Raw genomic sequence first — 22,159 nt, 5'->3', positions numbered from 1 at the left:
GGATCAGACACCCAGCGATTTCAGCTTGCGATGCAGCGCAGAGCGCTCCATGCCGACGAATTCCGCCGTGCGCGAGATATTGCCGCCGAAACGGTTGATCTGCGCGATCAGGTAGTCGCGCTCGAACATCTCGCGGGCCTCGCGCAGCGGCAGCGTCATGATGTGATAGTCGTTCTTGGCGGATACCTTCGGCAGCATGTCGCCGAGATCGGTCGGCAGCATTTCGGCGGTGATCGGCGTATCCGCCCCGTCGGTGCGCGCCAGAATCATCAACCGCTCGATATTGTTGCGCAGCTGGCGGATGTTGCCCGGCCAATCATGCGCCTGCAGCACGGCCATCGCATCATCACCGATCCGCCGCGTGCGGATGCCGGCCTGTTCGGAAATCTGCCGCATCAGCTGATCGACGAGGAAGGGTATATCCTCACGCCGCTCGGCAAGTGCCGGAACACGCACCGGCACGACAGCCAGGCGATGATAAAGGTCTTCGCGGAACAGGCCCTCGGCGATGCGGCTTTCGAGATTATAGGCGGTGGACGAGATGATGCGCACATCCACCTTGACCCGCTTCGAGCCGCCAACGCGCTCGAACTGCTGATCGACCAGCACGCGCAGGATCTTGTTCTGCGTCTCGCGCGGCATTTCGCCGACTTCATCGAGATAGAGGATGCCCCGATGCGCCTCTTCCAGAGCGCCGATCTTGCGCGCCTGCCCCGGAGAGCCTTCCGTGCCGAAGAGGGCGATTTCCATCCGCTCCGGCGTGATCGTCGCTGCGTTCAGCGCCACGAAAGGACCGCCGGAGCGTGCCGACTTCTTGTGGATCATGCGGGCCACCAGTTCCTTGCCGGAACCGGAGGGGCCGAAGATCATGACGCGGCTGTTGGTCGGCGCCACCTTATCGATGGTCTGGCGAAGCTGCGAGACGGCGACCGAGGTGCCGATGAGCTCCACAGCGTCGCCTGTGCGGCGCTTCAGCTCCGTGACTTCGCGCTTCAGCTTGGAGTTTTCCAGCGCGCGTTCCGCGATCAGGATCAGGCGATCGGCCTTGAACGGCTTTTCGATGAAGTCGAACGCGCCTCGCTTGATGGCTGATACGGCCGTCTCGATATTACCGTGGCCGGAGATCATGACGATGGGCAGATCGGGATGGCGCGCCTTGATCTCATCCAGCAATGCCAGACCGTCGAGCTTGCTGCCCTGCATCCAAATATCGAGGAAGATCAGTCGCGGCGCTCGATCGGAGATCGCCGCGAGCGCACTGTCGCTATCATGCGCGGTGCGGGTTTCGTGGCCCTCATCCGAAAGAATTCCCGAAACGATTTCGCGAATATCTTCCTCGTCGTCGACTACGAGAATATCAGATGCCATAAACACTTTCCTTGTCACTTGCTGTCTGGGCAACGGCGGCCTGCTCACGGCGTGGCAGATGCACGCGGATCATGGCCCCTTTGCCCTGGTCGAATTCGGCGGGAGCGTCGTGGAGTTCGATCTGCCCGCCATGGTCTTCAATGATCTTCTTGACGATCGCGAGCCCAAGGCCGGTACCCTTCTCACGCATCGTCATATACGGTTCGAGAATGCTGTGCCGGTTCTCCACCGGCAGGCCGCGGCCATTGTCGATGACATCGACGGTAAAGCGATCGCGCTCCGGATCCAGAGAGGCACGCACCAGGATCTTCGGTTGCGCGCGCGCTTCGTCGCTCGGCAAGCCTTCGATCGCTTCAACGGCGTTCTTGATGAGATTGCCGAAGGCCTGGCCGAGCATTCGCGTATCGAACATGCCTTCCAGCCGCTCATCGCCCAATTCACGCTCGAATTTGACGTGGCTATTGCCCATCTCGCGCAGGAACACCGCATCGCGCAGAACGTCACGCAGGTCGCTCGGCTCCATCGTCGGCTTGGGCATGCGGGCAAAGGAAGAGAACTCGTCGACCATGCGGCCGATATCGCCGACCTGGCGAATGATCGTATCCGTGCACTGATCAAAAACCGGACGATCGGCCTCGGCGATATTCTTGCCGAAACGGCGGCGAATGCGCTCGGCTGAGAGCTGGATCGGCGTCAGCGGGTTCTTGATCTCGTGGGCAATGCGGCGCGCCACGTCAGCCCAGGCGGTCGAGCGTTGCGCTATGACCAGATCGGTGATGTCGTCGAGCGTAATGACATAGGATTCATTCGCGTCGCGCGATTCCTCTCGCGTCACCTGGACGCTCAGCGTGCGCACCGTCCCGCCCCTCACGAGGCTGATCTGCTTGCGGAAGTCACTGCGATGACGCATCGTCGCCTCTGTCACGACCTGATCGACCTCCGGGGCAATTTCTACCAGGCTCTTGCCGACCAGTTCATCGCTCGTCAGCGTCATCAGATCTTCGGCAGAAGTATTGACGATGGTGATACGGCGGTCATGCTCGACGCCGATCACGGCCGCCGTCACGCCCGAAAGCACCGCCTCGATAAAGCGGCGGCGGTCATCCACCTCGTCTTTCGCCTCGAGGATCTCGTCGCGCTGGGTGCGAATTTCCGAGATCATCTTGTTGAAGGTGCGCGACAGGCTGCCGACGTCGCCATCGGCCGAACGCACCGGAACCAAGACATTCATGTTGCCTGAAGCAACATTGTCAGCGGCGCTGATCAGGAGGCGGATCGGCCGCACGATACGGTCGGCGATCGCAATGGCAGTCCAGATCGCAGCCAGAAGCACGATCAGAGCAAAGCCGATGTAGAGAACGGCAAAGGCGATCTGCAGGGACATGCGCCCCTCTTCCATCGCCTTGTATTCGGCCGTGTTGTCTTCCACCATGCGCATCGCGTTCATGACGCGCGGATCGACGGCCCGCACGGTATAAAGGAACGAGCCGGGAATCTCATCGAGCTTGATGACCGCGCCGACGAGGTTGGTGACACCGGGCGGAATAAGCGTCGGTTGGCCATTGGCGGACGCATCGAGCGCATCCTTCGGAATTGCCGGCAGCGGACGCTCGGTCTTGATTTCGGCCTGAACGATGGCGCTGCCGTCACGACGCACGAGGAAGGCGCCGAGCAGGCCGCGGCCTCTTGCCTGACGGGTCATCAGATCGGCGAAGCCGGTGCGATCCAGACTATAGAGCGAACGGTTACGCTCCAGGTCATTCGCCATCGAGACGGTCTGCCCCTGCAGATAGCTCGCATTTTCCATCAGATAGGCTTGCGCCACACTCTGCGACGAGCTGATGATCTGCTGGGTGCGCACCCCGAACCAGCGGTCGAGGCCGACGTTGAGCGTCAAACTGGCCACGATGGCGACGAGAATGGCCGGCGTGATCGCGACGATCGAAAAGAGGGCTACGATACGAATATGGAGGCGAGCCGCGGCACGACCGCGGCTGCGCGCCTTTACCAGTCGCGCAACCTCCCGCGCAATCAGCGCCATCAACCCAAGAACGAACATGCCGTTGATTACAACCGACGTAAAGACGACGGACGAGGTTGGGGCTACCGGCGTCAGTCCGAGAAGCATCAACAGGGTCGCAATCGCGCACAGCAGCGCGCCGCCGGCCAAGATCAGGCCAGGTAGAGCGAAGGAAGCACGACGGTCCGTCACTCTGACAACCGCCTCGTCGCTCGCCGTCGGCGACACCGCGTCCTGCATCATTCCCATCATCTCCACGCCCGAGCGACGGTCGGCGCCCTGCTCAATTCACGCTGCCGCCATTTTCGGCATCAGCGTGAGTGACAGGCAAGGCGGCAGCTGTCGTCCGGTTTCGCCTAAAAGCGAAATCTTTACTTGAATTCATCTCTGCAATAGGCTGAAAAATCAGGCCAACTGCCGATTTATGGCTGTAAGCCGGACGAATCGCCATCGCGAAAAAGACGAATCTGCTGCGTGACCTTTAAGCAACGCATTGTGGCGAAAATGCAACGCATCCGATCACGTTGTCAAGCCGTGCGGGAGCTTCTGTAGACGGAAACACCCAGTTCCCTGATCTTTTTGCGCAGCGTATTGCGGTTCAGCCCCAAAAGATCGGCGGCCTTGATCTGATTGCCACGCGTGGCGGTCAAGGCCGCAAGGATCAGCGGGTACTCCATTTCGGTCAGAACACGGTCGTAGAGGCCGGGAGGCGGGAGATTGTCGCCGAAGCTTGAGAAATAGCTCCGCATGTTTTCCTCGACCGCCTGGGCAATGGTCATGCTGCCGCTGCGGACAGGGCCCTTCTCGATCGGGCTGTCGGGAACGTCGGCGCGCAATTCGGCATCGATGATCTCGCGTGTGATGACATCCTGCGGATAAAGCGCCATCAGCCGGCGGATGAGGTTTTCCAGCTCGCGGACGTTGCCTGGCCAGGGATAGGCCTTCATCAGTTCCAGCGCTTCCTGATCGAAACGCTTGGAGCCGAGCCCCTCCTTCTCGGCCTGCTGAATGAAATGACGCACCAGATCGGGAATATCTTCCGCACGGTCGCGCAGCGGCGGCAGGCGCAAGGGCACGACGTTGAGGCGATAATAGAGATCCTCACGGAACATGCCCTGATTGATCGCCTGCTTCAGATCCTTGTTGGTGGCGGCAACGATGCGAACGTCGGTGCGGATCGGCGTGCGGCCGCCGACGGTCGTATATTCGCCCTGCTGCAATACGCGCAGAAGACGCGTCTGCGCGTCCATCGGCATATCGCCGATTTCATCGAGAAACAGCGTACCGCCCTCGGCCTGCTCGAAGCGCCCCGTCGAGCGGGTCTGTGCGCCGGTAAAGGCGCCCTTCTCATGGCCGAACAGTTCCGACTCGATGAGGTCGCGCGGGATCGCCGCCATGTTGATGGCAACGAAGGGACCGTTGCGACGCTTGCCGTAGTCGTGCAGGGCGCGCGCCACCAGCTCCTTGCCGGTGCCGGATTCGCCGGTGATCATCAGCGTCAGGTCGGTCTGCATCAGGCGCGCCAGCACGCGATAGATTTCCTGCATGGCAGCCGAGCGGCCGACAAGCGGCATACCGTCCTGCATGTCGTCCTCGAGCTTCGCCGGCTTGCGCTTGGGCTCGGACAGGGCACGGCCGACGATCGCGATCAACTCCGTGAGGTCGAACGGCTTCGGCAGATAATCATAAGCGCCCTTCTCCGACGCCTTGATCGCCGTCATGAAGGTGTTCTGCGCGCTCATAACCAGAACAGGCAAATCCGGTCTCGCCTTCTTGATGCGCGGCAAAAGGTCGAACGCATTTTCGTCGGGCATGACGACGTCGGTTACAACGAGGTCGCCTTCGCCGGCGGAAATCCAGCGCCAGAGCGTGGCGGCGTTGGACGTGATGCGTACGTCGTAACCCGCGCGGCTCAAAGCCTGGTTGAGCACGGTACGGATGGCCGCATCGTCATCGGCGACAAGGATCGTGGCTGTCATCGAGTAGTCCCTGTAGAGTTCGGAAAGGGGGCGTCTTCAAGCGTGATGCCTTTGGAGGCCGGCATCAAAACGCGGAAAGTAGTGCGATGGTTCTGGCTGTCGCATTCGACGATGCCGCCATGGTCGCCGATGATCTTGGCGACCAGCGCCAGACCGAGGCCGGTACCGTTGGTTTTGGTCGTGATGAACGGATCGAAAAGATGCGGCACGAGATCGGCCGGCACGCCGGGACCATTGTCGATCACGCAGAATTCGAGCGGCAGCGAGATCTTTTCACGGGTGCCGGCGACGGAAAGGCGAATGCCCGGACGATAGGCCGTCGTCAGCATGATCTCGCCATCCGGCCGGTCGCCGACCGCCTCCGCGGCATTCTTCACCAGATTGAGGAAGACCTGCACGAGCTGGTCCCTGTTTGCGAAAACCGCCGGCAGTGACGGATCATAATTCTCCGACAGTTTGATGTTGCGGGCAAAACCGGCCTTGGCGACCGCCTTCACATGATCGAGGACGGAATGGATATTGACGGGCACGCGATCGATCGGCCGCTCATCGGAAAAAACCTCCATGCGGTCGACCAGCGACACGATACGGTCGGTTTCGTCGCAGATGAGGCGCGTCAGCGCGCGATCGTCGTCCTCGACGGATTGCTCGAGCAGCTGCGCAGCGCCGCGAATACCAGACAGCGGGTTCTTGATTTCATGCGCCAGCATGGAGGCAAGGCCGGTGACCGAGCGGGCGGCGGCGCGATGCGTCAATTGCCGGTCGATCTTGTCTGCCATCGAGCGTTCCTGGAACACCACCACCACGGAGCCGGGCTCGCTGGAAATCGGCGCGACGTAGAGGTCCACCAGCTTGTCCTGCCCGAGACGCGGCGAGCTGAGATCGACGCGATATTCGTTGACGGGCGCGCGGCGCTCGCGCACCTGGTCGATCAGCGCCAGCAACGGACTGCCGAACGGAATGAAGGTCGAGATCTTGTAGCGCGACAGATGCGAGGCGCTGGCGCCGAAGAAGACTTCCGCCTCCCAGTTGGCGAAAGCGATGAGACCCGCCTCGTCGACCATGACGACCGGGTTCTGGATCGCGTTGAGAACGGCCATGGCGACGGAATTGCCCGCGCTCTCCCCGGTCCCGGAGCTGGATTTTGAAGTCATGCCGCCTCCTGGACGCATGGGGCGAGATTCGCCCCGGCCTGCAATGCCGCATGGAATGATGCGGCTACCTCGCGGCTATCTTTCGAAGTCATGATTTTCGCCTTGTCGGCGCCGGTGGTCGCCGAAGCATGGCGATCCAGATACCAGGCCAGATGCTTGCGGGCATGACGGATGCCGACAGCCTCGCCATAGAAATCCAGCATCGTCTGATAATGCTCCAGGGCGATCTCGACGATCTCATGGCGTCCCGGCGCGCGATGACCGGCCAGAACGCCCGCATGCCAGGGGCGACCCTGGCAACCGCGACCGATCATGACGGCATCGGCGCCGGACCGGCGCAGGATTTCCCGCGCATCCTCCGGTGTCTCGACATCGCCATTGGCGACCAGCGGAATGGAGACGACGTCACGCACGGCGCGGATCGCATCCCAATCCGCCCTGCCCTCGTAGAACTGCATGCGCGTGCGGCCATGGATGGTCACAAGCTGAATGCCGGCCTCTTCGGCACGGCGCGCGATCAATGGCGCGTTGATGGAATTCTCGTCCCAGCCGAGCCGCATCTTCAGCGTGACGGGAATATCAACCGCGCCCACCGTCGCCTCGATCAGGCTGAGCGCGTGATCGGGATCGCGCATCAGTGCCGAGCCGGAATAGCCGCCGATGACCTTCTTGGCCGGACAGCCCATGTTGATATCGATGATATCGGCACCGTTGCCGGCAGCGATCCTGGCCGCCTCCGCCATCCAGTGAGCCTCGCGGCCGGCAAGCTGCACCATATGCGGCTTCAGCCCGGCGCTCTTCAGTCGTGCCCAGGATTCGGCCGTGTCCTGCACCAGCTCGCGGCTAGCCACCATCTCGGTCACGACAAGGCCCGCCCCATAGCGCAAAGCCAGCTGCCGGAAAGGCAGATCGGTCACGCCCGACATCGGCGCAAGGACGACGCGATTGCGGATAGACACCGGGCCGATGGAAAACGAAGTTGCAAGCTCGGATGAAAGCAAATGATTATCTTTCGGGCACACCATACATCTGCACTATTTTTAGACAGGCTTGAGAAGTTTGCCAAGAGGTTTCGGAGAGGCCCGATATTTTTTGGGCAAATGCTGGAAAACACCCATTCAAGACGATAGACCCTGCTGGAGCGAGATCCCGCTTTGGCGATCTATTTAGCATGTGCTTGTTCAAAAGAAAGCTCTACGCTTTTCAGAAGCATGCTGGAGACGGAGCCTTTTATTCCTCGGGGGTTTATGACGCAAATGCATTCAACGCAACCGCTGTCGGTGGGAATCGTGATCGTTGCCGCCGGACGCGGCGAACGGGCGGGGTCGCCTGGCGAAGGTCCCAAGCAATATCGCGCGATCGGCGGCAGAGCGGTTATTGCGCATACGCTTGAAAGATTCGTGACATGGCCGCAGGCGGCGAAGATCGTCATCGTCATCCACCACGACGATGAGAGCCTGCTGCGGTCGGCGCTGAAGCAGGTGGCCGGCTCGCCCGACGTCGAGATCGCTTTCGGCGGCGCGACGCGGCAGCAATCGGTGCTCGCGGGATTACGGCAGTTGCAGGGGAGCGGCGTGACGCATGTGATGATCCATGATGCCGTGCGCCCCTTCTTCGACCACGATCTGCTGGATCGCGTTGCCGAGGCCCTTGCGGCCGGTGCGCCGGCAGTTCTGCCCGCAATGCCTGTCACGGACACGCTGAAGCGGGCAGATGGACATGCGCTGGTCGTGGAAACGGTGCCTCGCGCCGGACTTCATGCCGCGCAGACGCCGCAATCCTTCCGGTTTGCCGATATTCTGGCCGCACATGAAAAAGCGGCTGCCGACGGCAGGACCGATTTTACCGACGATGCCGCTATCGCCGAATGGAACGGTTTACCTGTCACGCTCGTGACCGGCAGTGCCGACAATATCAAACTGACCATCAAAAGGGATATCGCCATGGCCGATGAGAAGCTCACCGCCGCTCTTCTGCCCGACGTGCGCACCGGCAACGGTTATGACGTGCACCAGCTGGAGCCGGGTGACGGCGTCACGCTCTGCGGCATCTTCATTCCGCACAACCAGACGCTGAAGGGACATTCCGACGCCGACGTCGCGCTGCATGCATTGACGGATGCCTTGCTCGCGACCTGCGGCGCAGGCGATATCGGCGACCACTTTCCGCCCTCCGATCCCCAATGGAAGGGTGCGGCATCCCGCATCTTCATCGAGCATGCGGCGAAGATCGTCCGCGAGCGCGGCGGAACCATCATGAACGCGGATGTCTCGCTGATCGCCGAGGCGCCGAAGGTCGGGCCGCATCGCGACGCCATGCGCGCAAAGCTCTCCGAATTTCTGGGCATCAGCCTCGATCGCTGCTCGGTGAAGGCGACCACAAACGAAGGGATCGGCTTCGTCGGTCGCCGCGAAGGCATCGCCGCTATCGCAACGGCAACCGTGGTCTATCGCGGAGGCAAGGCGTGACGCATTTCCCGGAGGACATACTTGCGCTCGCGCAAACCATCGTCGCGGACTTCACGGCAAAGGGCCGAATGGTCGCCACGGCGGAATCCTGCACCGGTGGATTGATCGCCGGCGCATTGACGGAAATCCCCGGCTCGTCGTCTGTCGTCGACCGTGGTTTCGTCACCTACACCAACGCGGCGAAGATGGAGATGCTCGGCGTTCAGGAACAGACGCTTGCGCGTTTCGGCGCCGTCTCGAAGGAAACGGCGCTGCAGATGGCGCACGGCGCCCTCTTCCGCTCGCATGCGGATCTTGCAGTCGCGGTTACCGGTATAGCCGGTCCCGGCGGCGGGTCAGCGGAAAAGCCTGTGGGTCTCGTCCACCTTGCCGCCAAGGCGCGCAACGGCGCGCTGATCCACCACGAGATGCGCTATGGCGATATCGGCCGCGACAAGGTGCGGCTTGCTACCGTGAAGAAGGCGCTGGAAATGCTGATCGCTCTCGATCGGTGACGCCGAAATCCGGCCTTACGCGTAGATCTTGTTCGCGCGCGTCTCGAAGGCATCCGTGAACATGCGAAATGCACGATCGAACATCGATCCCATCAAGGCGCCGAGAATGCGGCTCTTGAACTCGTAATCGATGAAGAAATCGATGCTGCAGCCGCCGTTTTCCAACGGCGCGAAGCGCCAGCGATTGTCGAGATATTTGAAAGGGCCGTCGATATATTTCACATCGATGGCGCGTTCGAGCTTGTTCAGCAACACCTGCGTGGTGAAGGTTTCGCGGATCGCCTTATAGCCAACGGTCATGTCGGCGATCAGCAACACCTTACCGTCGCGTTCCTTGCGGCTGCGAACAACAAGCCCGTCGCAAAGCGGCAGGAATTCCGGATAGCGCTCGACGTCGGCGACGAGGTCGAACATCTGGTCAGGCGAATGCGGAACGGGGCGATGGGTTTCGAATTGAGGCATGATCGGCAATTAAGCAGGACGGCCAAGAAGATCAAGAAGCTGACGCATTTCGCCGCGGGATTTTAACTGTAAAACAGGCACATCGGGGCCGTGTTGAGCTAAGCCTGCAAGAATTTTCGGAACGGTCATCCTCTCGAAATTCCAGATATAACGCAGGAATTCTCCATCGATCCGCTCCGGACAACCCTCCGCCATTTCCGGCCGTGTCCTGCCGTAACCCATGACCGCTCTGGAGAGGGCGCCCCAGAGACAGAGCCATCGCGGCATACGCACCCACAGAATCAAATTCGTGCGCGGCAGTCGCAAATCGAAAGAGGATTGCCCGCTGCCATCCATCAGCCAGCGCTCCTCCGCGACTTTGGCGGCGATCAGGCTGCGCTCCTCTGCTCTTGCGCGTTTGATCCATCCCGGCAACCAATAGAAGTCACGATCCATGGAGACATAAGGCAGATTCAGGCGCTCACAGATCGTTTGCGACAGGGTCGACTTACCGCCACCGGAGCATCCTATAACGAGAACCCGATCGGCCGCATTAAGCCGTGCGGCAGCTTCGGTGAGATCACTTAGCACCTTCATATTCTCACCTCCGGAATGCAGGGGATCTCAGTCAAACAGAGGCCGCAAGCAGATCAAGAAGCCGGCGCATCTGCCGGCGGCTGATCAGTTGAAGGACCGGTACATCCGGGCCATGTTCGACAAGGCCGGTGACGACGCGCGGCGTAAACTTTTCCTCAAACGTCCAGATGAAGCGCAGAAATTCCCAGTCGATTTTCTCTCTGCAGCCGGGCGCCATTTCCGGGCGCGTGCGGCCGATCCATTTGACCCAGCGGGAGACGGCACCCCAGATGCAAAGCAGCCGTGGCATCCGCACCCAGATGACGAAGTCGGTTCGCGGCAGGCGTATGTCGAAGGTGGAGGGATTCGTGCCGTCCATGATCCAGCGCTCGCCCGCGATCTTGGAAAGGATGATCGCGCGCTGCTCGGCCTTGTCGCGCTGCTTCCAGCCCGGCAACCACAGCACATCGCGATCGATCGAGACATAAGCGAGGCCGAAGCGGGCGGCGATCTGCAGCGACAGCGTCGATTTTCCGCCGCCGGAGCAACCCATCACCAGGATACGGTTCGCCCTGCGGATACGATCGGCGGCCTGGGCGAGGTCGTCTATTTCGTTGCGCAGCGCAGGCATCGTCATCTGATCCATGATACCACCCACTTCAGATCTTGCTTTGCAGACGTGCCAGCAGCTCCTCGCCGTCGCGATAGGATTTCAGCGTCAAAACAGGCACATGGCGGCCATGCAGCGCGAGCATTTCCTGAAACTGCGGCACTTCGTTACGCTCGAAAGTCCAGATGTAACGCAGGAATGTCCACGTCAGTTGCTCCGGGCATCCAGCCGCCATCTCCGGTCGAGTGCTGCCCCTGTAGCGCAGCCAGCGCGAAAACACGTCCCATAGCGCAACATACCGTGGAGGGCGGCGCCACAGGGCGATCTCCGTGCGCGGCAGCCGCAGCGGCAAGGTTCCGGGGCTGTTGCCATCCATGATCCAGCGCGGCCCGGCGACCGCCTGCTCGATCCGCGAGATCGCTTCCGGACGCGAGCGAGACTTCCAACCCGGCAGCCAGAAGATATCGCGGTCCATGGACACGTAGGTCAGACCGAGCAACGAGGCGATCGCCTGCGCCAGCGTGCTTTTGCCGGTACCGGAGCAGCCTATGACAAGGATGCGGTTCGCCTCTTTGATAAGCGCAGTCGCCTCTTCGATATCAACGGCACGGACATGCGTCTGCGGCGCGACGATCTGCTCCACGGTACAGCTCCACAATCGAATCGAAAGTGCCGGTACCGGCAACAAACGGCGGGCATGTTTCCTAAATCAAACGGATGACGATCTTATGGCGAAGCACGCGAAAACCGTGGTAGCATCCCTTAGCCAGATCGAGGAGCAGCGCAATGGCGACGGTGCGGTACATAGTCGAGGATGTCGAAACGGCAGCGGCATTCTATCTGAAGCATTTCGGCTTTACGCTAAAGCAACAGTTCGGACCGGCAATGGCGATTCTGACGCGGGACGACCTCACATTGTGGCTTGCAGGCCCGATGGCGTCGGCTTCCCGGCCAATGCCGGATGGCCGCAAACCTGAACCGGGCGGCTGGAACCGATTCGTGCTTGAGATCCAAGGAGAATTGCCTGCGCTCGTTTCCACTCTGCGCGAACATGGTGTTCATTTCCGCAACGACATCATAGAGGGACCAGGCGGACGACAAATCCTGTGCGAAGACCCGTCCGGCAACGCGATCGAATTATTCGAACCCAAAAATTCCTGAGATCTCTGCGCCCTCCTGAGGACGGAGAGACTGTTCTCCTATTCCGCCGCTAGCAGAACCTTCTTCTCGCGCGCAGCCCGCAGCCGGGCGAAATCGTCGCCAGCATGGTGGGAGGAGCGCGTCAACGGGCTGGAGGCGACCATCAGGAAGCCCTTGGTGTAAGCCACGGTCTCGTAGGACTTGAACTCTTCCGGCGTGACGAAGCTCATGACCTGATGATGCTTGCGCGTCGGCTGCAGATACTGGCCGATGGTCAGGAAGTCGACGTCAGCGGTACGCAGGTCGTCCATCAGCTGCAGCACTTCGTTGCGCTCTTCGCCCAGGCCGACCATGATGCCCGATTTGGTGAACATGGTGGGATCCAGTTCCTTGACCCGCTGCAGCAGCCGGATCGAATGGAAGTAGCGTGCGCCCGGACGGACCGTCAGATAGTTGCCTGCCACGGTTTCCATATTGTGATTGAAAACGTCCGGCTTGGCGGCGACAACGCGCTCCAGCGCGCCCGGCTTCTTCAGGAAGTCCGGCGTCAGGATTTCGATCGTCGTCATGGGCGAAGCGGCGCGGATCGCCCAGATCACCTTCTCGAAATGCTCGGCGCCGCCGTCCGCAAGATCATCGCGGTCGACCGACGTGATGACGACGTGGCTGAGGCCCATCTGCTTGACGGCCTTGGCGACATTTTCCGGCTCGGCCATGTCGAGCGCGTTCGGCTTGCCGGTGGCGACATTGCAGAAGGCGCAGGCGCGTGTGCAGATCTCGCCCATGATCATGAAGGTGGCGTGCTTCTTGTCCCAACATTCGCCGATGTTCGGGCAGCCCGCTTCCTCGCAGACAGTGACGAGCTTATGCTCCTTCACGATCGAGCGGGTTTCGGCATAGCCCTTCGATGTCGGCGCCTTGACGCGAATCCAGTCCGGCTTGCGCAGGACTTCCGTATCCGGCCGATGCGCCTTCTCCGGGTGTCGTACGCGCTTGGCTTCCGGATTGATCGTGTCGAGAATCGTGACCATGAAACGTCTACTTTCCGCCGCTTAAGTGCGGCCCATTCATCGCCGTGCGAATTTAGCGAGGAATATCAGAATGCATGCACCGATGAAACCGGTGATAAAAAAACCGAGGCGGCCGCCGGGCACGCCGACATGCAGGGCCACCATCAAAGCCGCGGCCACCACCGAGCCGGCGATGCCGAGGATGATGTTGAGGATGATGCCGTAGCGCGCATCCATCAGCTTGCCCGCGAGCCAGCCAGCAAGACCGCCGATGATGATCAGACCCAGCCAACCTACGCTTTCCATCAAACCCTCGATCAGGCGCTCCTCGGAATGATCCTGCCGGACGCCGTGTTGCGTTTTGCCAAGGTGCCCTAGACGATCAATCTCGCCAAGAGCACCACGATGATCGCGCCGACCGTGGCATGGATGATCTCCACGACAAGCGCATTTTCAATACCCAGCGAAATCCCGAACCAGTGGAACAGGAAGCCGCCGACAAAGGCCCCGATCACCCCGCTCACCAGGCAACCGATGAGCCCGCCGCCCCCGACCACCAGGCTCGCGAGAAAACCCGCGACCAGCCCAATGAGAAGAAAGACGATCCAACCTTGAGCAGCTATAGACATGTTGATTTCCTTTGCTGTTTTCCACCCTTCGGATAAAGGGCGAGGCAGGAAATTATCAAGCGTTCAGCACCCGGCCGTAGGCGTCGAGCACCGCCTCCTTCATCGTTTCCGAAACGGTCGGATGCGGGAAGATCGTGTGCATCAGCTCTTCTTCCGTCGTCTCCAGGTTCATGGCGACGACGAAGCCCTGGATGAGCTCGGTGACCTCGGCGCCGACCATATGCGCGCCCAGCAGCTCGCCGGTCTTCTTGTCGAAGATGACCTTGCAGAGACCCTGGTCCTCGCCGAGCGCGATCGCCTTGCCGTTGGCGACGAAGGAGAAGCGGCCGACGCGGATATCGTGGCCGAGTTCCTTGGCCTTGGCTTCGGTCAGGCCGACGGAAGCAACCTGCGGCTGGCAATAGGTGCAGCCCGGAACCTTGCTCTTGTCGGTCGGATGAACATTCGGCAGCCCGGCGATCTTCTCGACGCAGACGACGCCCTCATGCTCAGCCTTGTGGGCCAGCATCGGCGGGCCGGCAACGTCGCCGATCGCGTAGATGCCCGCAACATTGGTCTTGCCGTAGCCGTCGATGACGACGCAGCCGCGATCGGTCTTCACGCCGAGCGCTTCGAGCCCAAGGTTTTCGATGTTGCCCTGGACGCCGACGGCCGAAATCATGCGATCGGCAACGATCTGCTGAACCTTGCCGTCTTCGGTTTCGACATGGGCGGTGATGCTGTTGGCAGCCTTGTCGACCTTTGTGACCTTCGCCTTGGTGAAAATCTTCAGGCCGCGCTTCTCAAGCTGCTTGCGAGCAATGCCCGAGATTTCGGCATCTTCGACCGGCATGATGGTCGGCATGACTTCGACGACGGTGACGTCGACGCCCATCGAGCGATAGAAGCTTGCGAATTCGATGCCGATGGCGCCGGAGCCCATGACCAGCAGCGACTTCGGCAGGAAATCCGGCTTCAGCGCTTCGAAATAGGTCCAGATCAGCTTGCCGTCCGGCTCGATGCCCGGCAGCGCGCGCGGACGGGCGCCGGTCGCGACGATGATGTGCTTGGCGGTGTAGGTGCCCTCACCCTTGACGTTCTTCGGCAACGGATGCTGTGGCTCGACGGCCGGCTTACTCGCCTTGCCGACGACGATCTCGCCCGGCTTGGTTATCTTGGCTTCGCCCCAGATGACGTCGACCTTGTTTTTCTTCATCAAGAAGCCGACGCCTTGGTTGAGACGGGCGGAAACGCCGCGCGAGCGAGCGACGACCGCCTTCACATCCGCGCTCACCTTGCCTTCGAGAACGAGGCCGTAATCCTTCAGATGATTGGAATGATCGAGAATTTCGGCAGAGCGAAGCAACGCCTTTGTGGGTATGCAGCCCCAGTTGAGGCAGATGCCGCCCAGATGTTCGCGCTCGACGATTGCGGTTTTCAGGCCAAGCTGGCCGGCACGCACGGCAGCGACGTAACCGCCGGGACCGGAACCGATGATAATGAGGTCGTAATTCTCAGCCATATGTTTCCTGCCTTATTGGTGGCGGCGGATCGGAAGCCCCGGCGCCTTAATTTATCAGAGACCGAGCATCATCCGCACGATCGGCTCTAGGCCGCGACCGAGCGCCCGGGTGTTTTCCACATCGAGATGCACGCCGTCGAGCGGCGTGGTGATGGCAACCGAACCTGCATCAAAGAAGCCGCAGCTCTCCTCATCGGCAAGATCACGGTAAAGCGTCGCAAGCATTGCCGATTCCTCGATCGCGCCGCGATAGTTGGCGGCAAAGACCGGGTTGGCCGTTTCGGAGATGACGGGCGGCGCCACGATCAGAATATCCGGGACGTCGTAACCGAACCCCCATGTATGATTGCGCACGAGCTGAATCAATCGCCGCACACCTTGCGTGGCCGCGAAAGCGGCACCCGCCACGACCGGTTTCATGTCGTTGGTGCCGAGCAGGAGGATGACGAGATCGAGCGGGTTGTGGGTCTGCAGGATCGTCGGCAGAATCCTCGCACCATTGCGGTCGCAATCGGCGAGATGATCGTCGAAAGCGGTCGTGCGGCCGTTCAGCCCTTCCGGGATGATGCGAACCTGATTGCCGAGCGCCCTTTGCAGCACGCTCGGCCACCGGTCTTCGTAGGCATGACGGCCGATGGTCTCCGCGTTATAGCCCCATGTCAGCGAGTCGCCGTAACACAGAACAGTTTTGGTCATTCATGCCTCCGTGTCGCGACGAGAGCGTGATGCCGAAAAGTGTGAGGGGATTTCGGGCGACATCACGCTCTACCTATTTCATTCCAGAGCGGATTCAGATTTTAGGTCGAATAGACCTAAAATCATCCGGCTCTAAGCTCAGACGAGCATCCCCATCGGGTTTTCGATGTAGCCCTTGAAGGCCGCCAGGAGTTCGGCACCGAGCGCGCCGTCGACGGCACGATGGTCGGTCGACAGCGTGACGCTCATCACGGTGGCGATCGCCATCTCGCCCTTCCTGACGATCACCCGCTGCTCGCCCGCGCCGACGGCCAGAATGGTCGCATGCGGCGGGTTGACGACGGCGGCGAAGTTCTTGACGCCCATCATGCCCATGTTCGATACGGCGGTCGTGCCGCCCTGATACTCCTCCGGCTTCAGCTTGCGCTCCTTGGCGCGCTTGCCGTAGTCCTTCATCTCGTTGGAGATGGCGGAGAGCGTCTTCAGTTCGGCACTGCGGATGATCGGCGTGATCAGACCGCCCGGAATGGAAACGGCAACGCCGACATCGGCATGCTTGTGCTTGACCATATTGCTGTCGGTCCAGGAGACGTTGGCATCCGGCACGTCACGCAGCGCAAGAGCCAGGGCCTTGATCACCATGTCGTTGACCGAAAGCTTGTAGGCCGGCGCGCCGTCCTTCGACTTCGGAGCGGCATCGTTGAGCTGCGTGCGAAGCGCCAGCAGCGCGTCGAGTTCGCAATCGACCGAGACGTAGAAATGCGGGATGGTCTGCTTGGATTCCTGCAGGCGCTTGGCGATGGTCTTGCGCATGCCGTCATGCGGTACGAGCTCGTAGGAACCGGGCTCGAACAGCTTGAGGACGGTCTCTTCCGACATGCCCTTAGGTGCTGCGGCCGGAGCAGCAGCGGCAGCAGCAGGCTGTGCGGTTGGTGCTGCCGATGGAGCAGCCTTGGCAGTACCGCCTGATATCGCGGCTTCGATATCCTTCTTGACCACGCGGCCATGCGGGCCGGAGCCGGCAACTGCTGTCACATCGACGCCGGCTTCCTTGGCAAGGCGACGTGCGAGCGGCGAAGCGAAGGTGCGATGACCATCCGTTGCTGCCGGGGCCGGAGCGGATGCAGCGGGAGCCGCGACGCTTGCCGCAGCAGGTGTTGTAGCCGGCGCAGCCGCAGGAGCTGCTTCCGCCTTGGGGGCCGCGGCAGGAGCCGGAGCGGTACCAGCACCAGAGGCGGCAGCGGCAACGTCCTCGCCATCGCCGGCGAGCACAGCGATCAAGGCATTGACCTTCACGCCTTCGGTGCCGGCGGGAACGACGATCTTGGCGACTGTGCCTTCATCGACGGCTTCGACTTCCATCGTTGCCTTGTCGGTCTCGATCTCGGCGATGACGTCGCCGGACTTGATCTTATCGCCTTCCTTGACCAGCCACTTGGCGAGGTTGCCCTCTTCCATGGTCGGCGAGAGGGCAGGCATGGTGATGTTGATAGGCATCGATGAGCCCTCCCCTTATTTGTAGCAAACGGCTTTCACCGCATCGACCACTTCACCGACATTCGGCAGCGCCAGCTTTTCGAGGTTGGCGGCGTAAGGCATGGGCACGTCCTTACCGGCAATCGTCAGGATCGGCGCATCGAGATAGTCGAAAGCCTGCTGCATGACGCGGGTGGCGATTTCCGTGCCGACGGAGGACTGCGGATAGCCTTCCTCGACCGTGACAAGGCGGCCGGTCTTCTTGACGGATTCGATAACCGTCGGAAGATCCATCGGACGGATGGTGCGCAGGTCGATGAGTTCGACATCGATGCCCTGGGCTTCCAGCTCGGCCACGGCCTTGGTGGCATAGGTCATGCCAATACCGAAGGATACGACCGTGACATCCTTGCCGGGACGATGGATGCGGGCCTTGCCGATCGGTACAACGAAATCATCAAGCTTCGGCACGTCGAAGTGCTGGCCGTAGAGAATTTCGTTCTCGAGGAAGATGACCGGGTTCGGATCGCGGATCGCCGCCTTGAGCAGGCCTTTGGCGTCGGCTGCCGTATAGGGCATGACGACCTTGAGGCCGGGAATGTGGCTGTACCAGGAGGCATAGTCCTGGCTGTGCTGAGCGCCGACGCGAGCTGCCGCGCCGTTCGGGCCGCGGAAGACGATCGGTGCGCCCATCTGGCCACCGGACATATAGAGCGTCTTGGCGGCGGAGTTGATGATCTGGTCGATCGCCTGCATGGCGAAGTTGAAGGTCATGAACTCGACGATCGGGCGAAGGCCGGCCATGGCGGCACCGACGCCGATACCGGCGAAGCCATGCTCGGTGATCGGGGTGTCGACAACGCGGCGGGGACCGAACTCCTGCAGCAGGCCCTGGGTGACCTTGTAGGCGCCTTGATATTCTGCGACTTCCTCACCCATGACGAAAACGTCCGGATTGGCGCGCATTTCCTCGGCCATCGCGTCGCGCAGCGCTTCACGCACCGTCATCGACACCATTTCCGTGCCGGCCGGGATTTCCGGATCGGCGGGAGCGGCTTTGGGCTGAGCCGGAACAGGTGCCGGCGCGGGAGCGGCCGCTGCAGGCGTTTCGACCTTGGCAGGCTCGGCAGCGGGCGCTGCCTTTACGGCGGAAATATCGGAAGCGGATTCGCCGTCCTGCAGCAGGATGGCGATCTTGGCGTTGACCTTGACGCCTTCGGTGCCGGCGTCGACCAGCAGCTTGCCGATCGTGCCTTCGTCGACGGCTTCCACTTCCATGGTCGCCTTGTCGGTTTCGATTTCGGCAATGACGTCACCGGAAACGACCTTGTCGCCTTCCTTCTTGAGCCATTTCGAAAGGGTGCCCTCTTCCATCGTCGGAGAAAGGGCGGGCATAAGGATATCGATGGGCATGGATGTCCCTCCCCGATTTAGAGCAGAATGTCGGTGTAGAGCTCGGAGGCATCCGGCTCAGGATCGTTCTGGGCGAAATCGGCACTGTCGGCGACGATATCGCGAACATCCTTGTCGATACCCTTGAGATCGTCTTCCGTTGCCCAGCCCTTTTCGAGAAGGCGAACACGAACCTGTTCGATCGGATCATGTTCGGAGCGCATCTTCTGCACTTCGTCCTTGGAACGATACTTGGCCGGGTCCGACATGGAGTGACCACGATAACGATAGGTCAGCATTTCCAAGATGATCGGGCCCTTGCCGGAACGGCAGTGCTCGACAGCCTCGTCAGCCGCAGCCTTGACGGCGCGAACGTCCATGCCATCGACCTGGATGCCCGGGATGCCGAAGGACGCACCACGCTTGGAGAAATCGGCCTGCGCGGTGGCGCGCGCCGTCGACGTACCCATGGCGTAACGGTTGTTCTCGATCACGAAAATCACAGGCAGCTTCCAAAGCTGCGCCATGTTGAAGCTTTCGTAGACCTGGCCCTGGTTGGCGGCGCCATCGCCGAAATAGGCGACACTGACATTGTCATTGCCACGATACCAGTTGGCAAAACCGAGACCGGTGCCGAGCGAGACCTGCGCGCCGACGATGCCGTGGCCGCCGTAGAAATTCTTTTCCTTGGAGAACATGTGCATGGAGCCGCCCTTCCCTCGGGAATAGCCGCCCTGGCGCCCGGTAAGCTCGGCCATGACGCCCCGTGCTTCCATGCCGGTTGCCAGCATGTGCCCGTGGTCGCGATAACCGGTAATGACCTGGTCGCCGTCCTTCAAAGCCATCTGCATGCCGACGACGACAGCTTCCTGACCAATGTAAAGGTGACAGAAGCCGCCGATGAAGCCCATGCCGTAAAGCTGGCCGGCCTTCTCTTCAAAACGGCGGATCAGGAGCATCTCACGATAAGCCTTGAGCTCAGCATCACGGTCGAAATCCGCGATCGGACCGCCATTGGTGTCCTTGGCGGGCTTGGATACTGTCTTGCGGCTGGAAACGGACGCGGTTTTTCGCGGCGCCATTCAACCCTCCCTGTGTGAGTAGCCTCGTTTTATGGTGAGGCGTAACATAGGCAAGATTGTTCGCCACAGCAATGCTATAATTGCATGGCTCATATTCTTCGTAAGTTATTGTTATAACTACAAAAAGAATGATTAACCGAAATCCGGTTAATTATGGCTATTTGTTGAAAATGACGATCTCGTTCGCCTTGGAATAGGTCAACTGATAGCGCGCGTATTGGTCAAGCATATCCTTGTCCAGAGAGCCATCACTGAGCAGAGCGACCTCTTTTTCGAGGTGCTCGCGCTTCGCGACCAGATCGGCAAGTTCCTTGCTGCGGTCGAGCCGACGCCGCTCGAAAACCTCGGTCGCCTTCAGGCCGTAGTCGCCGTGCACACAGTGATAGCCGAAGTAGCTCACAAAAGCGACCGTGACGGCGGGAAGGACGAAACGGCCGAACCTTCTCTTCTTATGATATTTTGTCCACATACTCGCTCGAAACGCCCTGCCGTAGGCAATCTCAAACCTCAGACGATGCGACGGAAGCATTGCGGCTGCGGATAAGATCACGTCAAATCAAACACCTAGAGCAACTTTAGCCGTGAGAGATTAACCGTCCGTTGACTCTACCGCGCGCCCAACAAAAAACCGCGCCCGAGGGCGCGGTTCAAGATCAGCGAATATGAACAGCAAAACCCCACGGATCCTGCCGGTCAGGCTCAGCCACGAAGAATGGAGCGGCCGGCATACTTCGCCTGCGGGCCGAGACCTTCTTCGATGCGGATGAGCTGGTTGTACTTGGCAAGACGATCGGAGCGCGACAGCGAGCCGGTCTTGATCTGACCGCAGTTGGTGGCAACCGCGAGATCGGCGATGGTCGAGTCCTCGGTTTCACCGGAGCGGTGCGACATGACGGCCGTGTAGTTGGCCTTGTGCGCGGTTTCGACAGCGTCGAGCGTTTCCGTCAACGTGCCGATCTGGTTGACCTTGACGAGGATCGAGTTGGCGACGCCCATGCGGATGCCATCGCGCAGACGAGCGGAGTTGGTGACGAACAGGTCGTCGCCGACGAGCTGCGTCTTCTTGCCGATCAGGTCGGTGAGCGTCTTCCAGCCTTCCCAGTCGTCCTCGGCCATGCCGTCTTCGATCGAAACGATCGGGTAGTTGGCGGCGAGTTCAGCGAGATATTCGGCCATGGCGCCGGATTCCAGCGTGCGGCCTTCGCCTTCGAGCACGTACTTGCCGTCCTTGAAGAACTCGGTCGAAGCGCAATCAAGGCCAAGAGCGATTTCTTCGCCCGGCTTGTAGCCGGCTTTTTCGATCGACTTCATGATGAAGTCGAGAGCGGCAGGGGCGCTGGAGAGGCCAGGCGCAAAGCCACCTTCGTCACCGACGTTCGTGTTGTGGCCCTGGGAAGCCAGTTCCTTCTTGAGGACGTGGAATACTTCCGAGCCCATGCGCACGGCATCGCGGAAAGTGTCTGCGCCGAGCGGCAGGATCATGAATTCCTGGAAATCGATCGGATTGTCGGCATGGGCGCCGCCGTTGATGATGTTCATCATCGGAACCGGGAGCAGGCGAGCGTGAGCGCCGCCGACATAGCGATACAGCGGCAGGTTTGCACTCTGGGCAGCTGCCTTGGCGGCGGCGAGCGATACGCCGAGGATGGCATTGGCGCCGATGCGGGACTTGTTCGGCGTGCCGTCAAGCTCGATCATGATGTCGTCGATCTGGATCTGATTTTCAGCGTCCATGCCGCCGATCGCGTCGAATATCTCGGTATTGACGGCTTCGACAGCCTTCTCCACGCCCTTGCCATGATAGCGCTTGCCGCCGTCGCGAAGCTCGACGGCTTCATGCGCGCCGGTCGACGCACCCGACGGAACCGCCGCGCGGCCCATGCTGCCATCTTCGAGGTAGACATCGACTTCGACAGTCGGATTGCCACGGCTGTCGAGAATCTCGCGGGCGATAATGTCGGTGATTGCGGTCATGATAGCTTCCTGCTCGCTGGTTTATAAATCGATTGAAATGGTCTTAATCGAAGACGCGGAAATTACAATGCCGCTCCGCACCCCGATTTCGCACTCCTGCAGGCCCCGTAACGCAAATACATGTCAGCCTGTTGAATGCCTGATATTTC

Annotated in this window: 22 protein-coding genes; 3 read left to right on the top strand and 19 right to left on the bottom strand. The window is 60.7% G+C overall.

The window, feature by feature from the left end; all coding sequences use genetic code 11:
• Nucleotides 1-3: 3 nt before the first annotated feature.
• The 5 genes from ntrX to dusB all read right to left on the bottom strand — a co-directional run bounded on the left by ntrX (nt 4) and on the right by dusB (nt 7,546).
• Nucleotides 4-1,368: a nitrogen assimilation response regulator NtrX gene (ntrX, locus tag AB8B29_RS06815; RefSeq protein WP_037201994.1), complete on the bottom strand. Its 1,365-nt coding sequence runs from the start codon at nt 1,366-1,368 to the stop codon at nt 4-6.
• The gene (locus tag AB8B29_RS06810) at nt 1,358-3,631 is read right to left on the bottom strand and encodes a sensor histidine kinase NtrY-like (RefSeq protein WP_037201992.1); all 2,274 of its coding nucleotides are present in this window, start codon (nt 3,629-3,631) and stop codon (nt 1,358-1,360) included. Before AB8B29_RS06810 ends, ntrX begins: the two co-directional genes overlap by 11 nt.
• A gap of 284 nt (nt 3,632-3,915) precedes the next feature.
• Nucleotides 3,916-5,367 carry a nitrogen regulation protein NR(I) gene (ntrC, locus tag AB8B29_RS06805; protein WP_439006325.1) on the bottom strand — a complete coding sequence of 484 codons (1,452 nt, stop codon included), beginning with the start codon at nt 5,365-5,367 and terminating at the stop codon, nt 3,916-3,918.
• Entirely contained in the window at nt 5,364-6,521 is a 1,158-nt protein-coding gene (locus AB8B29_RS06800; protein ID WP_037201988.1) for a two-component system sensor histidine kinase NtrB, read from the bottom strand. Before AB8B29_RS06800 ends, ntrC begins: the two co-directional genes overlap by 4 nt.
• Nucleotides 6,518-7,546 (bottom strand): tRNA dihydrouridine synthase DusB, encoded by a 1,029-nt coding sequence (gene dusB / locus AB8B29_RS06795; protein ID WP_037201985.1) that lies wholly within the window; start codon nt 7,544-7,546, stop codon nt 6,518-6,520. The genes AB8B29_RS06800 and dusB overlap by 4 nt, the downstream gene beginning before the upstream one ends.
• 222 nt (nt 7,547-7,768) lie before the next feature.
• On the opposite strand from dusB, the gene AB8B29_RS06790 reads away from it, so the two are divergent.
• The gene (locus AB8B29_RS06790) at nt 7,769-8,989 is read left to right on the top strand and encodes a bifunctional 2-C-methyl-D-erythritol 4-phosphate cytidylyltransferase/2-C-methyl-D-erythritol 2,4-cyclodiphosphate synthase (RefSeq protein WP_037201983.1); all 1,221 of its coding nucleotides are present in this window, start codon (nt 7,769-7,771) and stop codon (nt 8,987-8,989) included.
• On the top strand, nt 8,986-9,483 hold the full coding sequence (locus AB8B29_RS06785) for a CinA family protein (RefSeq protein ID WP_037201981.1): 498 nt from the start codon (nt 8,986-8,988) through the stop codon (nt 9,481-9,483). The genes AB8B29_RS06790 and AB8B29_RS06785 overlap by 4 nt, the downstream gene beginning before the upstream one ends.
• A 15-nt stretch (nt 9,484-9,498) precedes the next feature.
• On the opposite strand, the gene AB8B29_RS06780 is transcribed toward AB8B29_RS06785, so the two are convergent.
• From AB8B29_RS06780 to AB8B29_RS06765, 4 genes are read right to left on the bottom strand one after another with little or no spacing between them, the layout of a single operon-like run.
• Nucleotides 9,499-9,945, bottom strand: a complete 447-nt coding sequence (locus AB8B29_RS06780) for a type II toxin-antitoxin system RatA family toxin (RefSeq protein WP_034505627.1) — start codon at nt 9,943-9,945, stop codon at nt 9,499-9,501.
• A 9-nt stretch (nt 9,946-9,954) separates the two neighbouring features.
• On the bottom strand, nt 9,955-10,521 hold the full coding sequence (locus tag AB8B29_RS06775) for an ATPase AAA (protein ID WP_047557703.1): 567 nt from the start codon (nt 10,519-10,521) through the stop codon (nt 9,955-9,957).
• Between the two features lie 31 nt (nt 10,522-10,552).
• Nucleotides 10,553-11,146: an ATPase AAA gene (locus tag AB8B29_RS06770; RefSeq protein WP_037201977.1), complete on the bottom strand. Its 594-nt coding sequence runs from the start codon at nt 11,144-11,146 to the stop codon at nt 10,553-10,555.
• Between the two features lie 13 nt (nt 11,147-11,159).
• A complete protein-coding gene (locus AB8B29_RS06765; RefSeq protein ID WP_037201975.1) occupies nt 11,160-11,753 on the bottom strand; it encodes an ATPase AAA in 594 nt (197 codons plus the stop codon).
• Nucleotides 11,754-11,896: 143 nt separating this feature from the next.
• Between AB8B29_RS06765 and AB8B29_RS06760 the strand changes: the two genes are divergently transcribed.
• On the top strand, nt 11,897-12,271 hold the full coding sequence (locus tag AB8B29_RS06760) for a VOC family protein (protein WP_037201973.1): 375 nt from the start codon (nt 11,897-11,899) through the stop codon (nt 12,269-12,271).
• 38 nt (nt 12,272-12,309) lie between these two features.
• Here the strand turns inward: AB8B29_RS06760 and lipA are convergent, their stop codons facing one another.
• The 10 genes from lipA to eno all read right to left on the bottom strand — a co-directional run bounded on the left by lipA (nt 12,310) and on the right by eno (nt 22,010).
• Nucleotides 12,310-13,281, bottom strand: a complete 972-nt coding sequence (gene lipA / locus AB8B29_RS06755) for a lipoyl synthase (protein WP_037201970.1) — start codon at nt 13,279-13,281, stop codon at nt 12,310-12,312.
• A 36-nt stretch (nt 13,282-13,317) separates the two neighbouring features.
• Nucleotides 13,318-13,566, bottom strand: coding sequence for a GlsB/YeaQ/YmgE family stress response membrane protein (locus tag AB8B29_RS06750; RefSeq protein ID WP_037201967.1), 249 nt, complete (start codon nt 13,564-13,566; stop codon nt 13,318-13,320).
• 68 nt (nt 13,567-13,634) lie between these two features.
• On the bottom strand, nt 13,635-13,889 hold the full coding sequence (locus AB8B29_RS06745) for a GlsB/YeaQ/YmgE family stress response membrane protein (protein ID WP_034480636.1): 255 nt from the start codon (nt 13,887-13,889) through the stop codon (nt 13,635-13,637).
• Nucleotides 13,890-13,944: 55 nt separating this feature from the next.
• Complete coding sequence (lpdA, locus tag AB8B29_RS06740; protein WP_037201960.1) at nt 13,945-15,390, bottom strand: dihydrolipoyl dehydrogenase; 1,446 nt, start codon at nt 15,388-15,390, stop codon at nt 13,945-13,947.
• 54 nt (nt 15,391-15,444) lie between these two features.
• A complete protein-coding gene (locus AB8B29_RS06735; RefSeq protein WP_037201958.1) occupies nt 15,445-16,086 on the bottom strand; it encodes an SGNH/GDSL hydrolase family protein in 642 nt (213 codons plus the stop codon).
• Between the two features lie 138 nt (nt 16,087-16,224).
• Nucleotides 16,225-17,583: a pyruvate dehydrogenase complex dihydrolipoamide acetyltransferase gene (locus tag AB8B29_RS06730; RefSeq protein ID WP_037201955.1), complete on the bottom strand. Its 1,359-nt coding sequence runs from the start codon at nt 17,581-17,583 to the stop codon at nt 16,225-16,227.
• Nucleotides 17,584-17,598: 15 nt separating this feature from the next.
• Nucleotides 17,599-18,975 carry a pyruvate dehydrogenase complex E1 component subunit beta gene (locus tag AB8B29_RS06725; protein ID WP_037201952.1) on the bottom strand — a complete coding sequence of 459 codons (1,377 nt, stop codon included), beginning with the start codon at nt 18,973-18,975 and terminating at the stop codon, nt 17,599-17,601.
• Nucleotides 18,976-18,992: 17 nt separating this feature from the next.
• A complete protein-coding gene (gene pdhA, locus AB8B29_RS06720) occupies nt 18,993-20,036 on the bottom strand; it encodes a pyruvate dehydrogenase (acetyl-transferring) E1 component subunit alpha (protein WP_034505126.1) in 1,044 nt (347 codons plus the stop codon).
• A 157-nt stretch (nt 20,037-20,193) separates the two neighbouring features.
• Entirely contained in the window at nt 20,194-20,505 is a 312-nt protein-coding gene (locus tag AB8B29_RS06715) for an FtsB family cell division protein (RefSeq protein ID WP_037201949.1), read from the bottom strand.
• A gap of 230 nt (nt 20,506-20,735) precedes the next feature.
• Nucleotides 20,736-22,010 carry a phosphopyruvate hydratase gene (gene eno / locus AB8B29_RS06710; protein ID WP_037201947.1) on the bottom strand — a complete coding sequence of 425 codons (1,275 nt, stop codon included), beginning with the start codon at nt 22,008-22,010 and terminating at the stop codon, nt 20,736-20,738.
• Nucleotides 22,011-22,159: the final 149 nt, after the last annotated feature.

It is taken from the genome of Rhizobium sp. 11_C7_N12_5 (assembly GCF_051811145.1).
In the GTDB taxonomy this organism is placed as follows: Bacteria; Pseudomonadota; Alphaproteobacteria; order Rhizobiales; family Rhizobiaceae; genus Rhizobium; species Rhizobium lusitanum.
Note: the sequence above shows the minus strand (reverse complement) of the source record. Positions and strands in the feature narration are given on the sequence as shown.

What these genes read in the sequence shown, in the direction of transcription:
- AB8B29_RS06735 (WP_037201958.1), bottom strand. Translation starts at nt 16,086, where the DNA reads ATGACCAAAACTGTTCTGTGTTACGGCGACTCGCTGACATGGGGCTAT.
- AB8B29_RS06750 (WP_037201967.1), bottom strand. Translation starts at nt 13,566, where the DNA reads ATGGAAAGCGTAGGTTGGCTGGGTCTGATCATCATCGGCGGTCTTGCT.
- AB8B29_RS06800 (WP_037201988.1), bottom strand. Translation starts at nt 6,521, where the DNA reads ATGACTTCAAAATCCAGCTCCGGGACCGGGGAGAGCGCGGGCAATTCC.
- AB8B29_RS06760 (WP_037201973.1), top strand. Translation starts at nt 11,897, where the DNA reads ATGGCGACGGTGCGGTACATAGTCGAGGATGTCGAAACGGCAGCGGCA.
- dusB (WP_037201985.1), bottom strand. Translation starts at nt 7,546, where the DNA reads ATGGTGTGCCCGAAAGATAATCATTTGCTTTCATCCGAGCTTGCAACT.
- ntrX (WP_037201994.1), bottom strand. Translation starts at nt 1,368, where the DNA reads ATGGCATCTGATATTCTCGTAGTCGACGACGAGGAAGATATTCGCGAA.
- AB8B29_RS06770 (WP_037201977.1), bottom strand. Translation starts at nt 11,146, where the DNA reads ATGGATCAGATGACGATGCCTGCGCTGCGCAACGAAATAGACGACCTC.
- AB8B29_RS06745 (WP_034480636.1), bottom strand. Translation starts at nt 13,889, where the DNA reads ATGTCTATAGCTGCTCAAGGTTGGATCGTCTTTCTTCTCATTGGGCTG.
- AB8B29_RS06715 (WP_037201949.1), bottom strand. Translation starts at nt 20,505, where the DNA reads ATGTGGACAAAATATCATAAGAAGAGAAGGTTCGGCCGTTTCGTCCTT.
- AB8B29_RS06780 (WP_034505627.1), bottom strand. Translation starts at nt 9,945, where the DNA reads ATGCCTCAATTCGAAACCCATCGCCCCGTTCCGCATTCGCCTGACCAG.
- eno (WP_037201947.1), bottom strand. Translation starts at nt 22,010, where the DNA reads ATGACCGCAATCACCGACATTATCGCCCGCGAGATTCTCGACAGCCGT.
- lipA (WP_037201970.1), bottom strand. Translation starts at nt 13,281, where the DNA reads ATGGTCACGATTCTCGACACGATCAATCCGGAAGCCAAGCGCGTACGA.
- ntrC (WP_439006325.1), bottom strand. Translation starts at nt 5,367, where the DNA reads ATGACAGCCACGATCCTTGTCGCCGATGACGATGCGGCCATCCGTACC.
- lpdA (WP_037201960.1), bottom strand. Translation starts at nt 15,390, where the DNA reads ATGGCTGAGAATTACGACCTCATTATCATCGGTTCCGGTCCCGGCGGT.
- AB8B29_RS06790 (WP_037201983.1), top strand. Translation starts at nt 7,769, where the DNA reads ATGACGCAAATGCATTCAACGCAACCGCTGTCGGTGGGAATCGTGATC.
- AB8B29_RS06810 (WP_037201992.1), bottom strand. Translation starts at nt 3,631, where the DNA reads ATGATGCAGGACGCGGTGTCGCCGACGGCGAGCGACGAGGCGGTTGTC.
- AB8B29_RS06725 (WP_037201952.1), bottom strand. Translation starts at nt 18,975, where the DNA reads ATGCCCATCGATATCCTTATGCCCGCCCTTTCTCCGACGATGGAAGAG.
- AB8B29_RS06730 (WP_037201955.1), bottom strand. Translation starts at nt 17,583, where the DNA reads ATGCCTATCAACATCACCATGCCTGCCCTCTCGCCGACCATGGAAGAG.
- AB8B29_RS06775 (WP_047557703.1), bottom strand. Translation starts at nt 10,521, where the DNA reads ATGAAGGTGCTAAGTGATCTCACCGAAGCTGCCGCACGGCTTAATGCG.
- pdhA (WP_034505126.1), bottom strand. Translation starts at nt 20,036, where the DNA reads ATGGCGCCGCGAAAAACCGCGTCCGTTTCCAGCCGCAAGACAGTATCC.